Annotated in this window: 20 protein-coding genes; 10 read left to right on the forward strand and 10 right to left on the reverse strand. The window is 54.9% G+C overall.

Features of this window, described 5'->3' with window-relative positions:
- Window positions 1-255: 255 nt before the first annotated feature.
- The 7 genes from KA369_00245 to fdhF form a co-directional block, all read right to left on the reverse strand.
- A complete protein-coding gene (locus KA369_00245; GenBank protein ID MBP7734375.1) occupies window positions 256-1,728 on the reverse strand; it encodes a CoA-binding protein in 1,473 nt (490 codons plus the stop codon).
- Window positions 1,729-2,120: 392 nt separating this feature from the next.
- Window positions 2,121-2,675 (reverse strand): cytochrome c3 family protein, encoded by a 555-nt coding sequence (locus KA369_00250; GenBank protein ID MBP7734376.1) that lies wholly within the window; start codon window positions 2,673-2,675, stop codon window positions 2,121-2,123.
- Window positions 2,676-2,961: 286 nt separating this feature from the next.
- Window positions 2,962-3,513, reverse strand: a complete 552-nt coding sequence (locus tag KA369_00255) for a cytochrome c3 family protein (GenBank protein MBP7734377.1) — start codon at window positions 3,511-3,513, stop codon at window positions 2,962-2,964.
- Between the two features lie 89 nt (window positions 3,514-3,602).
- Window positions 3,603-4,499: a formate dehydrogenase accessory protein FdhE gene (locus tag KA369_00260; GenBank protein ID MBP7734378.1), complete on the reverse strand. Its 897-nt coding sequence runs from the start codon at window positions 4,497-4,499 to the stop codon at window positions 3,603-3,605.
- Between the two features lie 35 nt (window positions 4,500-4,534).
- A complete protein-coding gene (locus KA369_00265; GenBank protein MBP7734379.1) occupies window positions 4,535-5,224 on the reverse strand; it encodes a formate dehydrogenase in 690 nt (229 codons plus the stop codon).
- Entirely contained in the window at window positions 5,217-8,285 is a 3,069-nt protein-coding gene (fdnG, locus tag KA369_00270) for a formate dehydrogenase-N subunit alpha (GenBank protein ID MBP7734380.1), read from the reverse strand. The genes KA369_00265 and fdnG overlap by 8 nt, the downstream gene beginning before the upstream one ends.
- Before the next feature lie 345 nt (window positions 8,286-8,630).
- Complete coding sequence (fdhF, locus tag KA369_00275) at window positions 8,631-11,327, reverse strand: formate dehydrogenase subunit alpha (protein MBP7734381.1); 2,697 nt, start codon at window positions 11,325-11,327, stop codon at window positions 8,631-8,633.
- A 445-nt stretch (window positions 11,328-11,772) separates the two neighbouring features.
- On the opposite strand from fdhF, the gene modA reads away from it, so the two are divergent.
- From modA to KA369_00300, 5 genes are all read left to right on the forward strand, one after another.
- Window positions 11,773-12,519 (forward strand): molybdate ABC transporter substrate-binding protein, encoded by a 747-nt coding sequence (modA, locus tag KA369_00280; protein MBP7734382.1) that lies wholly within the window; start codon window positions 11,773-11,775, stop codon window positions 12,517-12,519.
- 4 nt (window positions 12,520-12,523) lie between these two features.
- Window positions 12,524-13,210: a molybdate ABC transporter permease subunit gene (modB, locus tag KA369_00285; GenBank protein ID MBP7734383.1), complete on the forward strand. Its 687-nt coding sequence runs from the start codon at window positions 12,524-12,526 to the stop codon at window positions 13,208-13,210.
- Between the two features lies 1 nt (window position 13,211).
- Window positions 13,212-14,267, forward strand: coding sequence for a molybdenum ABC transporter ATP-binding protein (modC, locus tag KA369_00290; GenBank protein ID MBP7734384.1), 1,056 nt, complete (start codon window positions 13,212-13,214; stop codon window positions 14,265-14,267).
- 165 nt (window positions 14,268-14,432) lie between these two features.
- Window positions 14,433-15,041: a tRNA CCA-pyrophosphorylase gene (locus KA369_00295; GenBank protein MBP7734385.1), complete on the forward strand. Its 609-nt coding sequence runs from the start codon at window positions 14,433-14,435 to the stop codon at window positions 15,039-15,041.
- A 36-nt stretch (window positions 15,042-15,077) separates the two neighbouring features.
- Window positions 15,078-15,437, forward strand: a complete 360-nt coding sequence (locus KA369_00300) for a LysR family transcriptional regulator (GenBank protein MBP7734386.1) — start codon at window positions 15,078-15,080, stop codon at window positions 15,435-15,437.
- Window positions 15,438-15,486: 49 nt separating this feature from the next.
- On the opposite strand, the gene KA369_00305 is transcribed toward KA369_00300, so the two are convergent.
- Window positions 15,487-16,674, reverse strand: a complete 1,188-nt coding sequence (locus KA369_00305) for an anaerobic nitric oxide reductase flavorubredoxin (GenBank protein ID MBP7734387.1) — start codon at window positions 16,672-16,674, stop codon at window positions 15,487-15,489.
- A gap of 165 nt (window positions 16,675-16,839) precedes the next feature.
- On the opposite strand from KA369_00305, the gene KA369_00310 reads away from it, so the two are divergent.
- Complete coding sequence (locus tag KA369_00310; protein ID MBP7734388.1) at window positions 16,840-17,283, forward strand: universal stress protein; 444 nt, start codon at window positions 16,840-16,842, stop codon at window positions 17,281-17,283.
- Between the two features lie 93 nt (window positions 17,284-17,376).
- Window positions 17,377-17,820, forward strand: coding sequence for a universal stress protein (locus KA369_00315; GenBank protein MBP7734389.1), 444 nt, complete (start codon window positions 17,377-17,379; stop codon window positions 17,818-17,820).
- Window positions 17,821-17,908: 88 nt separating this feature from the next.
- Here KA369_00315 and KA369_00320 read toward each other — a convergent pair whose 3' ends face one another.
- Together KA369_00320 and KA369_00325 are read right to left on the reverse strand one after the other, a co-directional pair.
- Window positions 17,909-18,094, reverse strand: a complete 186-nt coding sequence (locus KA369_00320; GenBank protein MBP7734390.1) for a ferredoxin — start codon at window positions 18,092-18,094, stop codon at window positions 17,909-17,911.
- 14 nt (window positions 18,095-18,108) lie between these two features.
- Complete coding sequence (locus KA369_00325; GenBank protein ID MBP7734391.1) at window positions 18,109-18,672, reverse strand: hemerythrin domain-containing protein; 564 nt, start codon at window positions 18,670-18,672, stop codon at window positions 18,109-18,111.
- A 410-nt stretch (window positions 18,673-19,082) separates the two neighbouring features.
- Between KA369_00325 and KA369_00330 the strand changes: the two genes are divergently transcribed.
- Genes KA369_00330 through KA369_00340 form a run of 3 tightly spaced genes read left to right on the forward strand, consistent with a single transcriptional unit; the run spans window position 19,083 to window position 20,855 of the window.
- Complete coding sequence (locus KA369_00330) at window positions 19,083-20,180, forward strand: acetyl-CoA synthase subunit gamma (GenBank protein ID MBP7734392.1); 1,098 nt, start codon at window positions 19,083-19,085, stop codon at window positions 20,178-20,180.
- Window positions 20,177-20,482: a 4Fe-4S binding protein gene (locus KA369_00335; GenBank protein MBP7734393.1), complete on the forward strand. Its 306-nt coding sequence runs from the start codon at window positions 20,177-20,179 to the stop codon at window positions 20,480-20,482. Before KA369_00330 ends, KA369_00335 begins: the two co-directional genes overlap by 4 nt.
- A gap of 16 nt (window positions 20,483-20,498) precedes the next feature.
- Window positions 20,499-20,855, forward strand: coding sequence for a winged helix-turn-helix transcriptional regulator (locus tag KA369_00340; protein MBP7734394.1), 357 nt, complete (start codon window positions 20,499-20,501; stop codon window positions 20,853-20,855).
- Window positions 20,856-20,955: the final 100 nt, after the last annotated feature.

Here is a 20,955-nt window from a genome sequence, read left to right on the forward strand (position 1 = left end):
AACGTTAACTTGTCTTATGTTTTGTTAACATTAGTTATTTATGGAAACTTATGTGTTATATGTCAACTTTTTTCTTCCTGATATAAAAAAAAATTCATGGGCCGCCATGCGACATAATAGTGCGCGCCAACATGGACAAATTCAGAACAATGTAATTGTTAATAGGTGAATGATGTAGATTTATCGTAAGATTCTGATAGCGACGAAGACGCGGCTATAAAAGAAGGTTGTTCAGCTTGATTTTTCGAGGTTCCCTTATGCCTGGCGGACCTGTTTTTTTCTCGCATAGGTCGAGAGAGCGTGAAGGGACCTCACGGCGCTGTGGAGATCGTTAAAGACAGGGATCTTCATGGCGGTGAGGATCTTCCTGGTTTCCCTGATCATCTCGGTCACCTCCATAGACTCCAGCTCCTGCTTGAGGTCCGGCAGCACCATGATGACCGGCTTATTCGTGGTCCTGACGACATCGCCGATTGTTTCCGCCAGCTCCCTGAAAGGAGTGAGGGGCTTCACCGATGCTGCGCCGTAGCTGATGGCAAGGGCCTTGTAGTGGTACAGGAGCTGGATCACGATCTGGGCATCGATGGCGTCATCCCGCGCCGCCTTCACCAGTATCTCGCGCAGCACCTCCGGTGTGACATAGGGATTGGCTATGTCGATGGGATTGCGCGCGCTGGAGCCGGGCTTCGGCAGCAGGGAATCGATCTCCTCCCGGATATCGGCGGCAAGCTCCGGGATCCTCATGCCGTACTGTTCCGCCATGTCGGCTGCGGAGACCCCAAGGGCCCCGCCGCCTCCCACGATTGAAACATTGCGATACTCCCCGTGGGGAAGCATTGAGAACGCCAGGGCATAATCGGAGAGCTCATGGAGGTCATAGGCCTGGATCGCGTTGCACTGGCGTATCACCGATTTCCAGATCACCGAGCTTCCGCCCATGGAGGCGGTGTGGCTCAGGACGGCCCGGCTCCCCGATTCCGACAGCCCCCCCTTGAGGATAATGACCGGCTTTCGCGAGGCCGCGTCGCGGAGAGCGTGAAAAAAGGCCTTCCCGTCCCTCACGCCTTCGATGTACATGCCGATGATCTCGGTTTCCGGGTCGTCGGCGAGGTAGCGCAGCAGCTCCGTTTCCCTGAGGTCGATGCCGTTGCCCAGGCTTATCATTTTACTGAAGGCGACCCCTTTCCATCGGCCCATGTGGGCGAAATCGATGGAATGGCCGCCGCTCTGCGAGATAAAGGCCACGGAGCCGGGGTCGCGCGAAAGATCGGGGCCGGGCAGGAAGGTTAGCCCGCCCCGGGGAGTGTGAACGCCAAAGCAGTTCGGGCCGATGATGCGGATGCCCGTCTTCGCGATTTCCGACAGCCGCTCTTCCAGCCGGGCGCCCTCGGGTGCGCCGGTTTCCGTGAAGCCCGATGAAAGGATCTCCACGGCGGCCGCGCCTTTTTTCCTGCAGGCCTCCACGGCATCGGGCACATCGGGGGCGGGGACGGCGATGATGCCGAAATCGATCATGCCCGGAATATCCTCCACGCTTTTATAGATCGGCAGGCCCTTGATTTCACCGCCCTTGGGGTTGACAGGGTACAGGGTCCCGGAATAACCGTAGGCCAGCAGGGACAAAAGGATACCCCTGCCGAAACCAAAACCCTTGGTTGCCACGCCGATGATGGCGATACTGCGGGGCTCGAAAATCTTTTTGAAGCTATCGACTGCATCAAAGCTCATGGTGACGCTTCGGTCAGGACAGGAGGAACAATGATAATGCGCGGTCAATGAACTGCTCAGCTGTTTTTGCCTTTCTTCTTTTCCTGTTTCGCGAGCTTCTTTTCTTTGGCGGTCTTGGCCGGTTTCTTTTTTGCATCTTTTCTGGTGTCCGCTGTTTTTGACATCACCATCTCCTTTGAATCTCTCATAATCTCATTTTCGACTGTCAATGAGACACGTCATACGACACTATGATTTTTTTTCAAATATTTTTTTAACGCCCGGCGGGAGAATAAAATACCCCGCAGCAAGCTGCGGGGTATTTTGTCGCATGATGTTTTCGCGCTCTCATCCCCGGAGGGGGACTACATGGCTCAATGTGAGTTTACAAGCCTCCGGGATTATTCCCGGCATCAGTCGTGGCATACCGCGCACTTGTTGCTGATGCCGAGGGCGGTATGACAATCCTCGCACTGGCCCATCAGCATTTTTCCCTTGATCATGGCCGTAGTGGTGGACGACGCTTTGTCGCCATGGCATGATCCGCACCGGGCCTTCAATTTGCCGTCTTCAAATTTCGCCGTCATGACGACCTTGTGGCTGAAATAGACGAGGTCCGGTTGTTTTGCCCAGGAGGTCCATGGTTTATCGGTATCCTTGAATGAATCAAACATGCTTTTCCTTCTCGGGGATTTGTGGTCGTTGTTCGTAAGCTGGCCGTCACGGGCATGGCACTGCGTGCACTCGCCGACGGTCGGAAGGCCCTGAAACCTTCCGTTTTCGTCATACTTGTGGCATGTTTCACAGTCACTGATGTCATATTTTTCAATATGCGTCTTGTGCATGAATGGTATGCTTTTGACGGCATCCGCCTGCATTATGTTATTGCATGATTTCTTAGAGATGCCGAAGAAAAACCATGTACAGATTATAAAAGGTATCAAAAAAAACCATACTGTGCGTTTCACGGGTATTCTCCTGATAATCTATTCTTATTTATAATAACGCTTATCGTATTAGAACAAGTCAGATATACGGATCGCTATATGTCAATACTTTTAACGATCAATTGCGGCATTTCCCGGGTGACACCCCGCATCGACGAGATATACATCGAGGTACTGTGCCGATATTGTCTCCAGTTCAGATAAAACGAACAAAGTATTTTCTGAATTTTAAAAAAGTTAAAAACGGCAAATCCATCGTTTATTACTTTTTTAATATTTTCTTCACTAGTTGTTGAATATGCTTATCTCAATTGTGGCAGAAAACGCACGCGTTGACAAGCTTACGAGCCGCATGACAATCCATGCATTGATCCATCAATTGCTTGCCCTCCAGCTTCGTTGCAGCGGCGGGAGTGGCTTTATCGCCATGGCACGAGACGCATCGCAACTTGATACTTCCGTCAGCCATTGTGGCCGACGCCGCGACCTTGTGGCTGTAATACACGAGTTCCTGCTTTTTCGCCCTGGAGGTCCAGGGCCTGTCCTTGTCCGTGTACGCGTCAAACATGGTTTTCTTTCTCGGGGACATGTGATCCTTGTTGATCAATTCGCCGTCCCGGGAATGGCACGCCGTGCATTCACCGATCGTCGGAAGTCCCTGGAATCTTCCAATCTTATCATACTTGTGGCATGTGCCGCAGTTCTTGATACCATATTCCTCGATATGAGTTTTATGGATGAAGGGGATCGGCGTGGCCTCATCCGCCTGTGCGTAATTGCATGATTTCATTGATATACCGATGACCAGTCCTATGCATAGCGCTACAATAATGACAACGATCAATGATGAACGATTCATGGAAGTACTCCCTCTGCTTTATTTCAATAAGTAAACTGTTTTAATAACAACCGGTGATCCGCAAGCCGGACTTCGTGCCATCGGTAACGTTATCGATCGACCGACACATTCCCGTTTCTATAACCCATCTCATCGAATCTTACATCAATATACGGCGTTGCTATGCATTCCAGCGGGAGATACACCGGCCGCGACAGCTTTTGCGTGTTCACTGTCTTGATGAACCTCTTGCACTTGTCGCATACTTCGACCCGGTATTCTTCCTCGTCCTCGATTTCAAAGTAGCGGAGGGTCTCATGGTCGGTGTTCTCGCAAAACGGACAGAAAACCCTTTTCGAATTCCACCTGTGGCCGCAGAAACCGCAGAGGAGAGAGCGTTTCCCGTTTTCTTCGAAGATTGACAGCTCGGGCATCGACCCGCAGACCGGGCAGTAGCCCCTGTCCCATTCATTATCCGTATTGAGATACCGGGACATCATCCCGGCGAACTCGACCAGGGACGGCTTGAGGCTGTTGTATACCACGAAGTCGAGGATGGTCGCGTCGATGTCGAACTCATTCCCAATGGATTTGATGACAGCGTCATTTTCACTGAGGAAAGCGGGGAAAAGATCCGCCGGGATTATTCGCTTGCTTTCAACGGCGCCGCCGATCTTTTTCGCGGTCCCTGAGATCTCATCGTCGGCCCCGGCGAGGATCTCGCAGATTTTAGCGAGAAGCGCGCCGGCCGATTTCTCGTCAATGATGAACTCGGGAATGGTAACCAGCGGAAATTGTCCCTTCGCCTTTGCCGACAAAACCTCATCCGGGATCACGTAATCCGCCAGATCTATGCCGCTCCTGGCATTCTCCTGCTCGACGAATATCTTTTCATACAGGCCCAGCAGGAGCCCGTAATCCGGTTTTAACCTCCTGACTTCATCAACAGCCCTGCTGATGAAGTCAGGAGTTATTACAGCATGGTTATTCACCGCTTGAACTGGCATCGTGCTCACACCGCTCCCTTTTTCGCCGTATGCCGCTACGCAAGAGACGCGCTATCCGGCTGCTTGTCCATCATCGCATTGTGCTGATACGTTTCGCGCTTATGGGTGATGAGATAGATCACCCGAACGCTGTCAGCGTCAAGGAGCGAGGCTTCGGGGAATTCCTTTTTAACCACGGCAAGCCTCTTATTCGCCCTGGCGACCATTTCATCCCTTTCGCCGAAGCTCATGGCGCCGGTGGGACAGGTCTTGACGCACATCGGAATAAGTCCTGCTTCAACGCGCTCAAGGCACATGTCGCACTTGTTGATGATGCCGGATTTTTCGTTCCGGCGCGGCACGTTGTAGGGACAGTATTCCTTCATCTGAAGAAAACCTTTTTTCGATATCTTTTTCGTCTTCTCGGTGAAGATGACGGCTCCCGTCCTTTGGTCGATAACAACCGCGCCTTTTATCTCGCCGTCGGCCGCCACCTTGCAGGGAGGCTCGGTGCAATGACGGCACTGGTCCGGGAAGAAGTTCCAGAACACCCGGTCCTGTATCTTGAATTCGGTGAACTTGACCACCTTGTAATTGAAGCAGTTGAGATCGGGAGGATTCTGGTGGCTCCCCCACCCGAGCTGCGTCGTGTAATTCGCCGGGAATCCCTGCCACTCCTTGCACGCGACCTGGCATCCCCTGCACGCGGTGCATCTTGATGTGTCTATAAAAAATGTCTTAGACATGGTGTCCTCCCGATTTTATTTCCTTGTATGATAATTCGGTGACCTTGTCGGCCTTCCTGACGTTAACGCAGCAGGCCTTGTACTCCGGTATCGAGGTGTTGGGGTCTCCGGCCCAGATCGTCAGGCGGTTCGTCGCGTCGCCGATGCCTTTCTTCGTCCATCCGAAGGCGAAGGGCATGCCCACCAGGTGGATAATCCTGCCCTGGATCCGCAATGGCGTCATCCGTACCGTAACCATCGCCACCGCTTCGACCCTGCCGCGGATGTTTTCCACGATAACCGGATCGCCGTTCTTGATCCCCTTCTCGGCTGCCAGCTCCTGGCTCATCTCCACGTAGAGCATCGGCTCCGCCTCAAGCAGGGACGGCACGTTCCTGGTCTCGCTGCCGCCGCACCAGTGCTCGGTCATGCTGTAGGTGGTGAGCACGATGGGGTAGTTCGGGTCCGCCGGCGCCGCGATCTTGTCCATGTCGCTCGCGACGATCTTGGCGCAGGGATTGCTGAGCTGCCCGGAGAAGCCGTGGTTCCGTACCGGGGTCTCCACCGGCTCGTAATGCTCCGGGAGGGGGCCATCGACCAGGCCAGATCCGAAGAGCTGTCCCAGGCCGTCCTTGAGCATGATAAAGGGATTCTTGCCGCCCTTGACCGCCAGGGGGGGCGCTCCGCCGTCTGGAACATCGCCCTCCCATTTCATGCCGTCCCAGCGGATGACCGTACGGGAAGGATCCCAGGGCTGGCCGTTCCTGTCGACAGAGGCCCTGTTGTAGAGGATCCACCTGTTCATGGGCCAGCACCAGGCGAAGTTCGGGAATATCCCGATCGCCTTCTGGAGCGGTGTCTGCTTCAGGCTTCTCCGCTTCATCCTGTTGCCGTCCTCGCTGGTGAAGCTCCCGGCATAGAGCCAGTTGAGAGACGCGGTGGAGCCGTCATCGGCAAAATCAGTGAAGCCAGAGAGCTGTTTCCCTTTATTGGGACCGCTGGTAAACTGGCCGTTTATCCGTTTCGCGATTTCTTCGGCATCATATTTCTTGTACCAGTTCAGGTTGACGATAGGCTCGGGGAACTTGCCTCCTTCGTCATCATATAAATCTATGACCTCATTCATGATATCGATCATGATCTGACCCATGGACCTGGACTTGCCCCGCGGATCCGTCGCCTTGTTGTGCCAGAGTATCAGGCGTCCGCTGTTGCTGATGCTTCCCTCTTTCTCGGCCCGGTGGCAGGAGGGGAAGAGGAACACCTCGGTCTTGACCTTCTTCGGGTCAACGCCGGGACCGTGCCAGAAATCGGTCGTTTCATTCTGGTGTATCTCCGCCATGTAGAGGAAATCGAGGTTGGCCAGCGCCTTTCTGTTCTTGTTCGTATTGGGCAGTGTGTTGGCCGAGTTGGTGGCCCAGATGGACCCGCCCTTTATTTCCCCCTTCATCATCTTATCGAAAAGATACATGTAGGAGTAGTCGCCGTCATGCTCGCTCTTCGCGGGATCGCCCTTCGGGAGCCAGCCGTAGCCGAAATCATTCTCCTTGGTGGCTTTCTTGCCGAAATAGGCCTTGAGGAAGCTTACCATGTACTTGGGCCTGTTCTGCCACCAGTTGACGCTTTCCGGCTCCTTGCTCACCGGCGTGGTCGCCTTGTTATAATCGGCAAGGGTCTTCATGGCTGCCCTCGGAAGCGGTAAATATCCTGGCAGAACATTATAGAGGATCGCATGGTCCGTGGTCCCCTGTACGTTCGGCTCGCCCCTGAGCGCCTGGACTCCCCCGCCCGCTATGCCTGCATTGCCGAGGAGGAGCTGGATGATGCCGCTGGTGCGGATGTTCTGCACGCCCACGGTGTGCTGGGTCCAGCCCAGGGCGTAGAGGATCGTTCCCGCCTTGTCCGGTTTCCCCGTCGCCGCATAAGCTTCATACACCTTCTGGAGGTTCTCCGCCGACACGCCGGTGATTTCCGAAACCTTCCCGACGGTATACCGCGCGTAGTGCCTGCGCAGTATCTGCATGACGCAGCGCGGGTTCTGGAGGGTCGGGTCTTTCTTCACGTTGCCCTTGTCGTCCAGCTCGAACTGCCAGTCCTTCTTGTTGTAGATCCTGGTCTTGGGATCATAGCCCGCGAAGAGGCCGTTGTTGAAGTTGTATCCCGGGCCCACGATGAAGGAGGCGTTGGTATAGTCATTGACATATTCTTTGAAATACAAGTTTTTCTCGAGAATGTAGTTGATCATCCCGCCCATGAAGGCGATGTCCGTTCCCGAACGGAGGGGAACATGGAAGTCTGACCGCGCGGAGGTCCGGGAGAACTTCGGGTCAACGTGGATGATCACGGCACCCCTTTCCTCTTTAGCCTTCATGACCCACTTGAAGCAGATGGGATGGTGCTCGGCGGCATTGCTGCCGATGATGAGACAGCAGTCGGTGTTCTTGATATCGATCCAGTGATTCGTCATTGCGCCCCGTCCAAATGATTCCGCCAAACTGGCGACAGAGGGGCTGTGTCAAATACGGGCCTGGTGATCCATATTGACGATACCCAGGGCGCGCTGCGCCTGGACCACTACCGAGGCTTCCTCATTGCTCATCTGGGAGGAGCCGGCGTGAAACATCGCCTCCAGACGGTTGACCGTCTGACCGGCGGCGTTCTTTTCAATAAAATGCTTGTCTCGCGTGGTCTTGATACGGCGGGCGACCTGCTCGACCATCCAGCCGTAGCTCTTCTCTTCCCACTTGTCGCTGAAGGGAGCGCGGTACAGGGGCTTCAGCACGCGGTGGTCGCTGTTTATCATCGACAGCATCGTCGACCCCTTCGCGCACAGGGCGCCTTCACTGACAGGATAGCCCGGATCGCCTTCTGTGCTTACCACTTCGCCGCATTTGACATGGGCTATAAAATGGCAGCTTACGGAACAGAATGGACATATCGATATGACTTCCTTTGCCCCTTTTATTTTAAGTTTTTTAGCGTATGATTCCGTGACCAGTAAATTCACGCCAAGGCCGCCCAGGGCTACCACCCCGGCCCCGGCGCCGGCCATCTTCAGCAAATCCCGGCGCGTATACTTCATTCTAAAACCTCCTGGAAGTTTTTGTTTCTTAATAATAGGACGTATGAATACTAACAAATTTGTAGAAAGTGTTATTGTCAATATTAATTTTTTAATAGTCATTTGTGCAAATATGTTAATATTAACAGGTCAATTATTTATATATGTTCTGTTATAATTAACACATTGCTTGATGTGTCACATTAATAAAAGCCAGGTTGTATCGATGGAAATCGGGATGAATGTGATTCAGTGGGATAACGAAACAATGTAAAAAAACGCCATGCCGGCAATCTATGCCGGCATGGCGCGCTGTAATTCCAGTACTATTCTGACTCCCGGCTCAATGCCGGTTCGGATTAATGCTTATCCCAGCTTATCGATTCTCACGGCGCAGGCCTTGTATTCCGCCGTCTTGGTAGTGGGATCGAAGGCCGGGTTTGTCAACCAGTTGGCGCACCCTTCCCGGAAATGGAAGGCCATCCAGACGAGTCCCTTCGGCACCTGGTCCGTCACATTGGCCCTGACAACGACCTCGCCCCGGCGCGATTTCACCGAGATCTTTTCGCCATGTTCGATGCCTTTTTCCCTGGCGTCGGCCGGGGAAATATCCGCCGTTTCCTCGGGGAGAAGGACATTGATCCCTTCGCATCGCCCTGTCTGGGTCCGCGTATGATAATGATAGAGACGGCGGCCCGTGGAGAGAACCATGGGATATTCCTTGTCCGGAACTTCCGCCGGCGGTATCCAATCGATGGCCTTCAGCACGCCCTTGCCGCTCGTGAAATGGCCGTCCCGGTGCAGGAAGGCCGTGCCCGGATGCTCCACGTTCGGGCAAGGCCACTGGAGTCCGTCGTTTTCGATTCTCGCGAACTTGATGCCCGCGAGGGACGGTGCCAGCTGAGACACCTCGTTGTCCCATATCTCCTGCCCGCTGTCCGATACCCAGGTATGGCCCATCCTGCGGGCGATCTCCCGGAATATCCACCAGTTCGGCTTGGCCTCGCCGGGGGCCTTGCTTGCCGTGCGTACGCGGTTGACCCGGCGCTCGCTGCTGGTAAAGGTCCCGTCATTCTCGCTCCAGGCCGCGGCCGGGAGGACGACATGGGCGAAGCGCGTCGTTTCCGTAAGGAAGATGTCCTGGCATACAAGGAACTCCGCCGATTCCAAGCAGTGCTCCACATGCTTGATGTCCGGCTCGGTATTGGCCAGGTTTTCTCCGAAGACATAGAACCCCTTTACCTTGCCGGAAATGAGCCCATCGAGCATCTGGGGTATCATGATCCCCGGCTTGTCGGGAAGCTTCGCGACGTTCCAGGCCTTCTCGAATTTCTGCCGGGCCTCGGCGTTGTCCACCTTCTGGTACCCGGGGAAGACATTGGGCAGGGCGCCCATGTCGCAGGCGCCCTGGACGTTGTTCTGGCCCCGCAGGGGGTTGACGCCGCCGAGCTCGAAACCGACATTGCCGAGAAGCATCTGGAGGTTGGCGCAGGACATGACGTTGTTGACGCCGCATACGTGCTCCGTGATACCCAGGGTGTACATGAGCGCGGCGGGCTTAACGGAGGCCATGCGCCGGGCCACGTCACGGATCATATCGGCGGACACGCCGCTGATCTCCGCCGCCTTTTCCGGCGGGTATTCCATCACCTTCTTTTTAAGCTCGTCAAATCCCGTGGTGAAGGAATCCACGTAGTTCTTGTCATAGAGATTCTCTGTTATCAGGACGTTCATCAGGCCGTTGAAAAAAGCCACGTCAGAGCCGACCTTGAGGGGAACGTGGAGCTCCGCGAAATCGCAGAGGTCCGTCCGCCGGGGATCGACGACGATGAGCCGTCCGCCGTCGAGAACCGCATCCTTGACGAAGGTGGAAGCGACGGGATGGGCCTCGGTCATGTTGGAACCGACAACCATGATCATCTTGGCGTTTTTAAAATGTGCGAATGAATTCGTCATTGCTCCGGAGCCGAAAGAGGTCGCCAGACCGGCGACAGTCGGAGCGTGTCAAGTTCGGGCACAGTGATCGATATTGTTCGTGCCGAAGGCCGCGCGGAACAGCTTCTGCATCTGGTAGGAGTCTTCGTTTATGCTCCTGGCGCAGCTGACGCCGGCTATGGCGTCGGGGCCGTCCTTCGCGATGATCCCCTTGAATTTCGAGGCGACGAGGTCCAGGGCCTCATCCCAGGACGCCGTGCGGAACTCCCCGTTCTTTTCCCGTATGAGGGGGGTTTTAAGCCTTTCTTCGGAATATATGAAATCGTAGGCGAAGCGCCCCTTGACGCAAAGCCTTCCCTGATTGGGCTCGGCGTCCTCCACGGCGGTCACCTTGGTGATTTTACCGTCCTTGACATGGAGGAGCTGCTGGCATCCAACGCCGCAGTATGGGCAGGTGGTGCGTATTTTTTGGGTCTCCCAGGGCCTTCCCTTGCCCTTCCCCTTCTTTTCGATCAGGGCGCCCACCGGGCAGACCTGGACGCACTGCCCGCAGAAGACGCAGTCGCTGTCCAGGTAAGTCGAATCGCCGCCGGTGACGATCTTGCTTTTGGGGCCGCGATAGCCCTGCGATATCGCCCGGTTGACGACGACCTCATTGCAGGCCTGTACGCACTTACCGCAGAGGATGCAGCGGCTGAAGTCGCGGATAATGAAGGGATTGCTGTCCTCAGTGGCAGGAAATTCCTTCTTTTGAGGAAACTTCAACTCGGTTATCTTATACTGATAGGCCAGGTCCTGGAGGCTGCAGCTTCCGTTGGCCTCGCAGACAATGCAGTCATGGTGGCCGCTGGCCAGGAGCAGCTCGATGGTCATTTTCCTTGACGTGTGGATCCGCTCGTTGTCCGTGATAACCTCCATTCCGGGGGTGACCGGCGTGGAGCAGGAAGCCATCAGGGACCGGGCGCCTTTGACATCGACCAGGCAGATACGGCACGCGCCGGTCGGGGTGGAGCCCTTCAGGTTACAGAGGGTGGGGATGTATACCCCGCTCGTCCGGGCCGCTTCCAGTATTGTCTGTCCTTCTTTAAAGGCGGTTTCTATTCCGTTTAGGATAAAAGTCTCACTCATACTCTCCTCCAAGACTTGTTTTCAATGGAACTTCTGTATCATACTTTTTCATGACAGTCACATTTTTGGTCATGAATCTATTACAATGAAATTGCGACGGGTGACATCGTCAATAGTTATTTTTTAATATTCATTCATTATATTATGTTAATTTTAACATGACATTTTCATTGATGTATCATGTTAAAAATAAATATGCAAAGATTTGATATAGTTTAGTTGGATAAATAGCTCCAAATAATAATAAATAATCATAAATAGTGCTATTATTGATTGACATTCTATGTTATAATAAACATGTGTCAATATATATAATTATTTTCTCCTAGCGTACCTCATCCCCATGGATATCTAACAGCATCCATACGCTTCTTGGCTTGGATCGGATTTCGGTGGTGAAAATTCTTTGGTCGCAAATCAATAAAAAGTTTGATCAATCATGAAGATGAACAGTATCGTAATTTTTTTAATTGTATTCTGCTTCGCCCTATCAACCGGACCGATCGCAGCGGCTGATATCGACCTATCCGTTGCGGCCAGCCTCAAGGAGGCAGTCACGGAACTATCAAATAATTTCGCGAAAAAGAATCATCCTGTTGCATTCCGGATAAACACCGGCGCCTCAGGGGCGCTGGCAAAGCAGATCGAAAACGGCGCTCCCTGTGATCTGTATATCTCCGCCAATGCCGAATGGACTGATTATCTAAGGGAAAAAAAGCTGGTCGATGCCGGCACCATCGCCACTTTCGCCTTCAATACACTGGTTTTCATAGCCAAACCCGGGATAAAAGCGGCCAGGCTGGAGGATCTGGTCAAACTGAAAAGGATAGCCATCGGCAGCCCGAGGAGCGTTCCCGCCGGTCAGTACGCCGTCGAGGCCTTCAGGAAGAAAAAACTGGACAAGCAGCTTGCCCGTAAGCTGGTGATGACAAAGGATGTTCGTGAATGCCTGTTGTATGCGGAGCGCGGCGAAGTCGACGGGGCCTTTGTCTATAAAACCGACGCGGAGATCATGGGCGACACCGTGAAGGTCCTTTTTACCGTGCCGCAGTCATTATACCCGCGGGTAACCTATACGATGGCGCTTACAATAACAGGGGCCGGGAAAAAAGAAGCGGCCGCCTTCCATAGGTTCATGCAATCCGCGAACGCGAAGAAGGTTCTTTCGAAATACGGCTTTAAGGTACAATAACACGATGCCTTGTTTCACGCCAGCCGACTATTCGGCAATACTGCTGTCCGTCAAGGTGGCCACCGCGGCCACCCTGCTCTCGCTTCCCTTCGGGTTCGCCGTGGCCCACCTCATGACGTTCCGGCAATTCCGGGGTAAAATTGTGCTGGATGGCCTTGTCAACCTCCCCCTGACGCTCCCGCCGGTGGTGGTGGGGTATCTGCTGCTGCTGCTCCTGGGCAGGAACGGGTGGATCGGTAAAACCATACTTCAGCCCCTGGGCATCGAGCTTATCTTCACCTGGAAGGCGGCGGTGATAGCCACGGCGGTGGTGGGCTTTCCCCTGATGGTCAGGTCGATCCGCGTCGGCATGGAATCGATCGACCGGGGGCTCATCCAGGCCTCGCGCACTCTCGGGGCCGGCCGGTTCGATACTGTCATAACGATAATACTGCCCCTTTCCCTGTGGGGGATCATTTCCGGGTCCGTGCTCATGTTCGCCCGGGGGCTCGGCGAGTTCGGCGCCACCATCATCGTTGCCGGCAACATACCGGGCGTCACCCAGACGATCCCCCTTGCCATTTATGAATACGTAAGCTCGCCCCACGGCGATACGATGGCCATGATGCTCTGCGCCGTATCCATTACCATCTCCGTCGCGGTCCTCATCTTCCATGAATGGATCGGCAGGCGCACGATACGGGCGGTCTGATATGGACCTGACCATGGGCGTGTACAAGGAATTCGGCGCCTTTAAGCTGGATGCCGATTTCGAGATCACGGGCGACCGTATCGGCCTGTTCGGGCCTTCGGGGAGCGGTAAAACGACCCTGGTGGGAATCCTCGCCGGATTACACAGCCCCGACGAGGGCGCCATACATCTCGACGGCGAAACCCTCTTCGACAGCCGCAAGGGTATACGCGTTCCCATCCCGAAACGCCGCATCGGCATTGTCTTTCAACGGTCCAACCTTTTTCCCCACATGAGCGTTAAGCGCAACCTCCTCTACGGCTACCGTCGCTGTCCCCCTGAAAGCCGGACAATAAAAATGGACACCCTGTTGGCGGTCCTCCAGATAGAGCATCTGCTTCACCGGGAAGTGGGAAACCTCTCCGGCGGCGAACGCCGGCGGGTCGCCATCGGCCGTGCCCTTCTTTCCAATCCGCGGCTGCTCATCATGGACGAGCCCTTATCCGGGCTCGATGACAGCCTCAAGTTCCAGATCATTCCCTTCCTGAGAAGCGCCTGCGAGACATTCGGGATACCGTACATCTTCATCTCGCACTCCCTGATCGAAACGAGGCTCATGACGGAACAAGTTTTGACCGTCGACCGGGGTTTCATCTCAGGCCAGATGACGGCGGAGGAACTGGCGCGGGCCCATATGGGCGACCACTCGGCGCATTACATGAACCTCCTGAAAGCCGGGCTGCCCCGCCATCATCACGGACTGTACGTGTATGACTGGAGCGGCCGGCAGCTGCTCATCTCCGACGGGGATGACCGGCCCGAGTCCCTCTTCGAGCTGTCATCGGCGGAGATCATACTGTGCAAGCGGCATCCACAGGCAATAAGCGCGCGCAATCTCCTTCCGTGCATGGTGACGGACGTGTTCGAAACGGGGGGAAGGCTCGGCGTGGAGCTGGCTTTCGGCAAAGAGCGCCTTATCGCGGAAATCGTCAGGAAGGCCGCCGACGATCTCGGCATACGAAGGGGCGCGAAAATATACGCCGCGATAAAAGCCACGGCATTCAGGAGGCTCGGATGATAGGAAGTCGCGGGAACAGCTGGCCGCGTCGCCGTGGGGCGGTTAACGCCGCCATGCCGCATCTCATCCGGTATCCCGCCATCGGTCGCCGGATAGACTTGACAAAGATACCGATGATGGTATATAAACAATATTCCCTTATACACTTTCCACAGGAGATATGACATGAACGACATCCGCATCAACAGGCTTACCTATGACAATAAGCGAGCATCCTATAGTCTGGAAGACTATATACGAATCGTGAAGGAATTCCACGGGAGTCTGGCCCCGGGTCTCCTGATAGGAGGCTTCATGGTCGACCTTGCCCTGAAGAACCTCCCCGATGGTGAATTTTTCGACGCCATATCGGAAACCAAGACCTGCCTTCCCGACGCGATACAGCTCCTGACGCCCTGCACCATCAGCAACAGTTGGCTTAAGATCATGGATTTTAGCAGGTACGCCATCTGCCTCTACGACAAGAGCACCGGCGAGGGGATCAGGGTATACATCGACCCTTCCAAAATGGAACAATGGCCCGAGATCAAGAACTGGTTTTACAAGCTCAAGACAAAGAAAGAGCAGAACTACCAGCTTCTCATGGACCAGATCAGGGAGGCCGGCGCGGGACTCTGCAGCATGAAAAAAGTGAAAATGAAGACCGAATTGCTGGGCGGCAAAACCAGCGGAAGCCGCGTTGTTAATTGTAACAAATGCGGAGAGGCCTTTAAAATGAAGGATGATCCTCTCTGCCCCGCCTGCGGGGGTGGCGATCCCTACATGAATCAATGACGCGGCGGCCATCAATCCGAATCCCCGGGGGACACCATGAAAGATTTGAAGGCGGTTATCAGAATTCACGTGTGGATAGAATCGGACAAGGGCATGATCCTTGGACCGGGAAGGGCGAAGCTGATCGAGAATATCGAAAAGTACGGATCCCTCCAGAACGCCGCAAAAAAAATGGGCATTTCCTACCGGGCAGCGTGGGGCAGAATAAAGAAGACCGAGGAGGTGCTCGGGTACAACTTGCTGGTGAAAACTCCGGGAGGATACCATCTCTCCGACCTAGGGAGGGAGCTGTACCAGAAATACAAAGCCTGGTATCAAAAGATAGAAAGCCACGCACTGCGCGAATCACAGGGCGTATTCCCATGGAAATCCGTTCCTTATCAAGCGGATGAATAACAGGGTCGGGGGCCCCGCTGAAGGGGCCCGGACCCGGCCCGCCCGGCTCTTACAGCGATGCGGCAACCTTTCTGCCAAAGTCAGCGCAGGCCTTCACCGCCTCATTGTCCGGGTTCCAGAGAGCCTTGACCCCCTCCCCCATGAGTTCAAAGCCGGCCGACTCGAGCCCGTTCCGGATCATTTTCACCGACTCGCCGCTCCACCCATAGGTCCCGAAGGCGAAGGCCTTCTTGTTCCTGAATTTCAGCCCCCGCATTTCCTCAAGAAGGCCCGCCACGGAGCTCAGGATGCCCTGGTTGATCGTGGGGGAACCCACTCCCACCGCTCTGGCCTTGAACACCTCCGTGATGATGTCGTTCTTGTCCGTATTGGATGCGTTGAAGAGCTTCACCGCAACATCCCTGTCAGCCTCCCTGATGGCGGCGGCGATCGCCTCCGCCATGGCCCGGGTTCCGCCCCACATGGTGTCGTACAGTATCGTGACCTGGTTTTCCCGGTACGCGTCGGCCCAGGCCAGGTATTTCTCGATGATCTGGGTCGGGTTGTCCCGCCAGATGACGCCGTGGCTCGGGCAGATTATGTCCACCGGCAGCTTGAACGCGAGCACTTCGTTTATCTTTTTCGTCACCAGCGGGCTGAAGGGCGTGAGGATATTGGCGTAATACTTCATGCACTCGGCGAAGAGCTCATCCTGATCCACCGTGTCATTGAACATCCCGCTCGTGGCGTAATGCTGTCCGAAGGCGTCGTTGCTGAAAAGCACATTGTCGCCGGTCAGGTAACACATCATGGTATCAGGCCAGTGGAGCATGGGAGCCTCTATGAAAATCAGCTCTTTTGAGCCGAGGCTCAGGCGGTCGCCGGTCTTCACCGTGACGAAATTCCAGTTTTCGTGGTAGTGGCCCTTCAGCGACTTGACCCCGTTGGCCGTGCAGTAAACCGGCGTGTCCGGTATGCGGCGCATCAGCTCCGGAAGGGAGCCGCTGTGGTCGATTTCGCCGTGGTTGGCTATGATATAATCGATTTTTTTCAGATCGATTTCCTTCTCCAGCGCCGAGACGAACTCCTTCGCAAAGGGCGCCCAGACCGTGTCCACGAGAGCGGTTTTTTCGTCCCGCACCAGGTACGCATTATAGGTAGAGCCGCGGTGCGTTGAATATTCATTGCCGTGAAATTTTCTCAGCTCCCAGTCGACCTTACCCGCCCAAGTGATACTGTTTTTTACCGTAAAAGCCATGATATACCTCGCTGCATTCGAAATTATTATTACTATTATTCGGCCCTCCGTCGGACGGGCATGAATTATGCAAGATTACGCTCATTCAACATACTTGACTCCTTCCCTCCTCACCGGTACATTAATGATGAAACTGCTGAATATCACACGATACGGAGGTGCGCCATGTTCAAACCAAAAAGAATCCTGGTAACAACCGATTTCTCCGATGAATCCGATGCAGCCCTCCGCGAGGCCGTCGGCATCGGCGAGCAGTTCCGCTCCACCGTCTACCTGCTCCATGTCATTCCGGAACCGGTGCAGTACGGCTTTGACTATCCCCTGGACGAGCCCCTCATCGCCGCAGGGCACGGCAGGCTCCGGAATGAAGCGGCGCGCAGGATGGATGAGATGATCGGCAGGGTCGCTCCGGATTCCATAGTGCAGATCATGAAAGAGATCCGCTTCGGCAACACCGTTGACGAGATCATCGCAGTCGAGCGCGACCGCGATATCGATCTCGTCATGGCCGCGACCCACAGGCCGCACCGCAGATGGTTGGGCGACACCCATCATCTCATGAAAGACCTCGTCAACAGGTCAGCCTGTGAAACAATAATCGTGCGATAACCGGTCAATGATAATACTCCTGCATTTTACGGTTCCCCGGATCCATGGGGGAATATTTAAAACGATACCATACCGCACAAAAGGAGGTACAGCATGTTTAAACCAAAACGCATCCTGGTAACAACAGACTTCTCCGCCGAATCCGACAGAGCCCTGCGCGAAGCCCTCGGCATCGGGGAGCAGTTCCGCTCGACCATTTATCTTCTCCACGTGATTCCCGAAATCGAGCAGTGCGCCGTTGACTACTGCCTCACCGAATCGGTGCTCCAGGCCGAAAAAAACAAGCTCCGTGATGAAGCGGAATACAAGATGGATGAGATGATCGGCAAAATCGATCCCGACCGCATGGTGCAGATCGTGAAGGTGATCCGCTTCGGCAACACCGTTGACGTGATCGTATCGTTCGAGCTTGAACGCGCCATCGACCTGGTCGTGGCCGCTCCCCACAAGCCGCAGCGGCGCTGGTTCGGGGACACCCATCATTTCATGAAAGACCTGGTGAACAGATCGGTCTGCGAGACCATGGTTGTCAGATAATCAATTAGCCCCATCGAAACGCATTGTCGTTCCATGATATCCGGCGAATATCATGGTTTTTTGTGTCACCGTGGCCGCGGCGGACTCTTCACGAAACGCTTATCGCTTCCGCCGGGCAATCATTGGCCGCCTCTTTCACCGATTCTTCGTGCCGGGACGGCACCGGGTCGGCATAGGCGACGGCCGTGTCTCCCTCCATCCTGAACACTTCCGGGCAGGTCTGCACGCAGAGCTCGCAGGCGGTGCAGAGGGCCGGATCAACTTTTGCTTTCATTGCGCACCCTCCTCTTATTTCCTCACCGGCAGATATATATCGCGGAGCCGGTGCAGCATGTCGTGGTATTTTTCATGGACCCCGGCGCCTATCTCCTCGCGCTCCACTCGGTCAAAGCCCTCCAGCAGCTCTTTCTGCTGGGTGTCGGTCAGGCGCTCATCGGCCATGCGGAACAGGATGTTGTTTTCCTTCATGATGTGGCCGTCCAGGAGCTTCACGTAGCCGCCGGCATCGGCAATGAAGCGCTCCGACGCCATGGTGTCGCCGGCCTTCATCTCCTCCAGCGCCTCCTTCATGCCCTTCACGAAGTAGCGTCCCTCGGAGTGCTCCGCCAGCATGACCCCGATGGGCCCGTTGTCCCCGCCGAGGCCTGTCTTTCTCAGGGCCGGGAACAGAAGGTTTTCCTCCTTGGCGTGGTGGCACCGGTCGGCGAAATTTTGAATGAAATCGATCATGTCAGCCAGGTGGGACGGGTCGGCCCCTTCTCCCTCCTCGATCCTCGCGCAGGCAGAGTCTACAACTTGAAGCATCACCAGAATCAAGTCATGTTCTTCTCTTAGAATATCCGTTGCCTTCATGTATCATGCCCTCCACGATTAATGTGATATGGCGCCGTCATCATGCCGGTCAATCCACAGCGCCCGCCTTCGCCGATGATACATCAAGTATACTATATAAATTATGTCCGGTCATTGACTTGTGTCAAATACCTGAACATTTTTTTATTTGATTTGTTGCATAACTAAGTATAATAAATCAGCCCTGCCTTTCGTTGATTAAAATTTTTTCAGAAAATCTATTATTCTTTAATGATTAATGATGATAAAACGCTTGACTTAATTTGGTAATTTGGCTATATTACCAAATATTCAATGATTTATGGTGCTGATACATGAAACCTTTAACCATGCTCAATGACGCATCGCCATCAAACCGGGGTCAGAGCTGCTGCGCTCCTCCCCGGGATCAGACCGGTCCCGGAGCAAACATGGCTGTACGGCAGCAAGCCGCCGATTCCCTGAAAGAGATCACAAAAGACAGGCCCGGATGGCAAATAGGTATCCTGAACACCCCATCGGGCCTGGTACCCCTGATCACCGCAGAATGGTCCGGAAAAGACCGGTGGGGACAGGTCCGGGCCAGGATGACATCATTTAGAATGGATTACATCGTCAGGCCAGGGCTCTACGCCATCGGCAAACCGGACGCGTCATCGGAGATTTTTGTGTCAGCCAATTACAAGCTCAGCTTCGATATCCTTCGGCGGGAGCTGAAGGGCCTGGACGGGTGGATCCTGGTCCTCGACACCAGGGGCATCAACGTCTGGTGCGCCGCCGGCAAGGGCACCTTTGGAACCGATGAGCTGGTGAAAAGGATCATAGCCTCGAACCTTTCAAGCCTTGTCACCCACAGGCGCGTCATCATTCCGCAGCTGGGCGCCACCGGCGTGAAGGCTTCGGAAGTTAAGAAAAAAACCGGGTTCTCCGTCTGCTTCGGTCCGGTCGAGGCGTCGGATATTAAAGGATATTTCGCGGCGGGCCGCCATGCGATGCCGTCCATGCGAAGAATCCGCTTCGGCCTGGCGGAGCGCCTGGTCCTTGTCCCGATGGAGCTGAACCAGGCCATGAGAATATTTCCCCTGGCGGCCCTGATCATTCTGGCGCTGTTCGGGCTCCAGCCGTCGGGCATTCTCTTTTACAACGCCTGGTTCGAGGGATGGTCCTTTCTCGCCCTGACCCTGGTTGCGGTCTTTGCCGGCGCCGTGTTGACGCCGGCCCTGCTCCCCGTCATTCCCTCCCGCTCCTTTGCCATGAAGGGGCTGATCACGGGGGCCGCCCTGACGGCGCCCCTCCTGTTCCTGACCCCGACAGGGAGGAGCTCATGGTTTTTCCAATCATCGGCCCTGGTTCTCTTCCCGCTTCTTTCATCGTACCTGGCCCTCCAGTTCACCGGGGCGACAACCTTTACGACCATATCCGGCGTCAAGAAGGAGCTCGCGATATGGCTGCCGATCTATATCGCCGGACTGGCCCTTTCGATCATCCTTATCATCCTGTATAAAATCCAGACATGGGGGCTCCTATGAAGTACCTGAAAAACGTAACCACCCTTCATTATGACGCTGAGAAATGCGCCGGCTGCGGGAAATGCACCGAGGTCTGTCCCCACGGGGTGTTCGTGATGAACGACGGGAAAGCTTCGGTCACAGACCGGGACCTCTGCATGGAGTGCGGCGCCTGCGCGCTGAACTGCGAGTTCGGCGCCCTCACCGTCGGTTCCGGCGTAGGCTGCGCCGCGGCCATCATCCGGAGCATGATCACCGGCGGCGAAGCGGTCTGCGGCTGCAGCGACGCGTCCCCGGACGCGAAAAACACGGGCTGCTGCTGAGGGGAGGCCTATCCATATGGAACAAAAACTGCATCCCCAATTCGAGGCGCGAGCAAGCATACTCAAGGCCATGGGACACCCAACGCGACTTTTCATCATCGAGGAGCTCTACAAGCAGGAGCGGTGCGTGAATGAGCTCACTGACATGATAGGTGCCGACGTCTCCACTGTCTCCAAGCACCTGAGCGTGCTGAAAAACACCGGTCTTGTCCTTGATGAAAAGCGGGGCACCAGCATTTATTACCGGCTCTGCTGTCCCTGCGTGGTCGACTTCATCGGCTGCATAGAAACGGTCCTCAGGACAAGCCTGGAAAAGCAGCTGAACATCGTCCAGTGCTGCGGCATAGGCCTGAAGCCCGATAATGTGAAATGATCGCCCGCTGACATGCCCGATTACGGAAACCCATATGCTCCGTATCTCCGCGATGATCCCCCCTGGGAGGAGAGACGGAATTTCATTGACGGAATCCCGC

The organism is Spirochaetota bacterium (assembly GCA_017999915.1).
Classification (GTDB): Bacteria; Spirochaetota; UBA4802; order UBA4802; family UBA5550; genus RBG-16-49-21.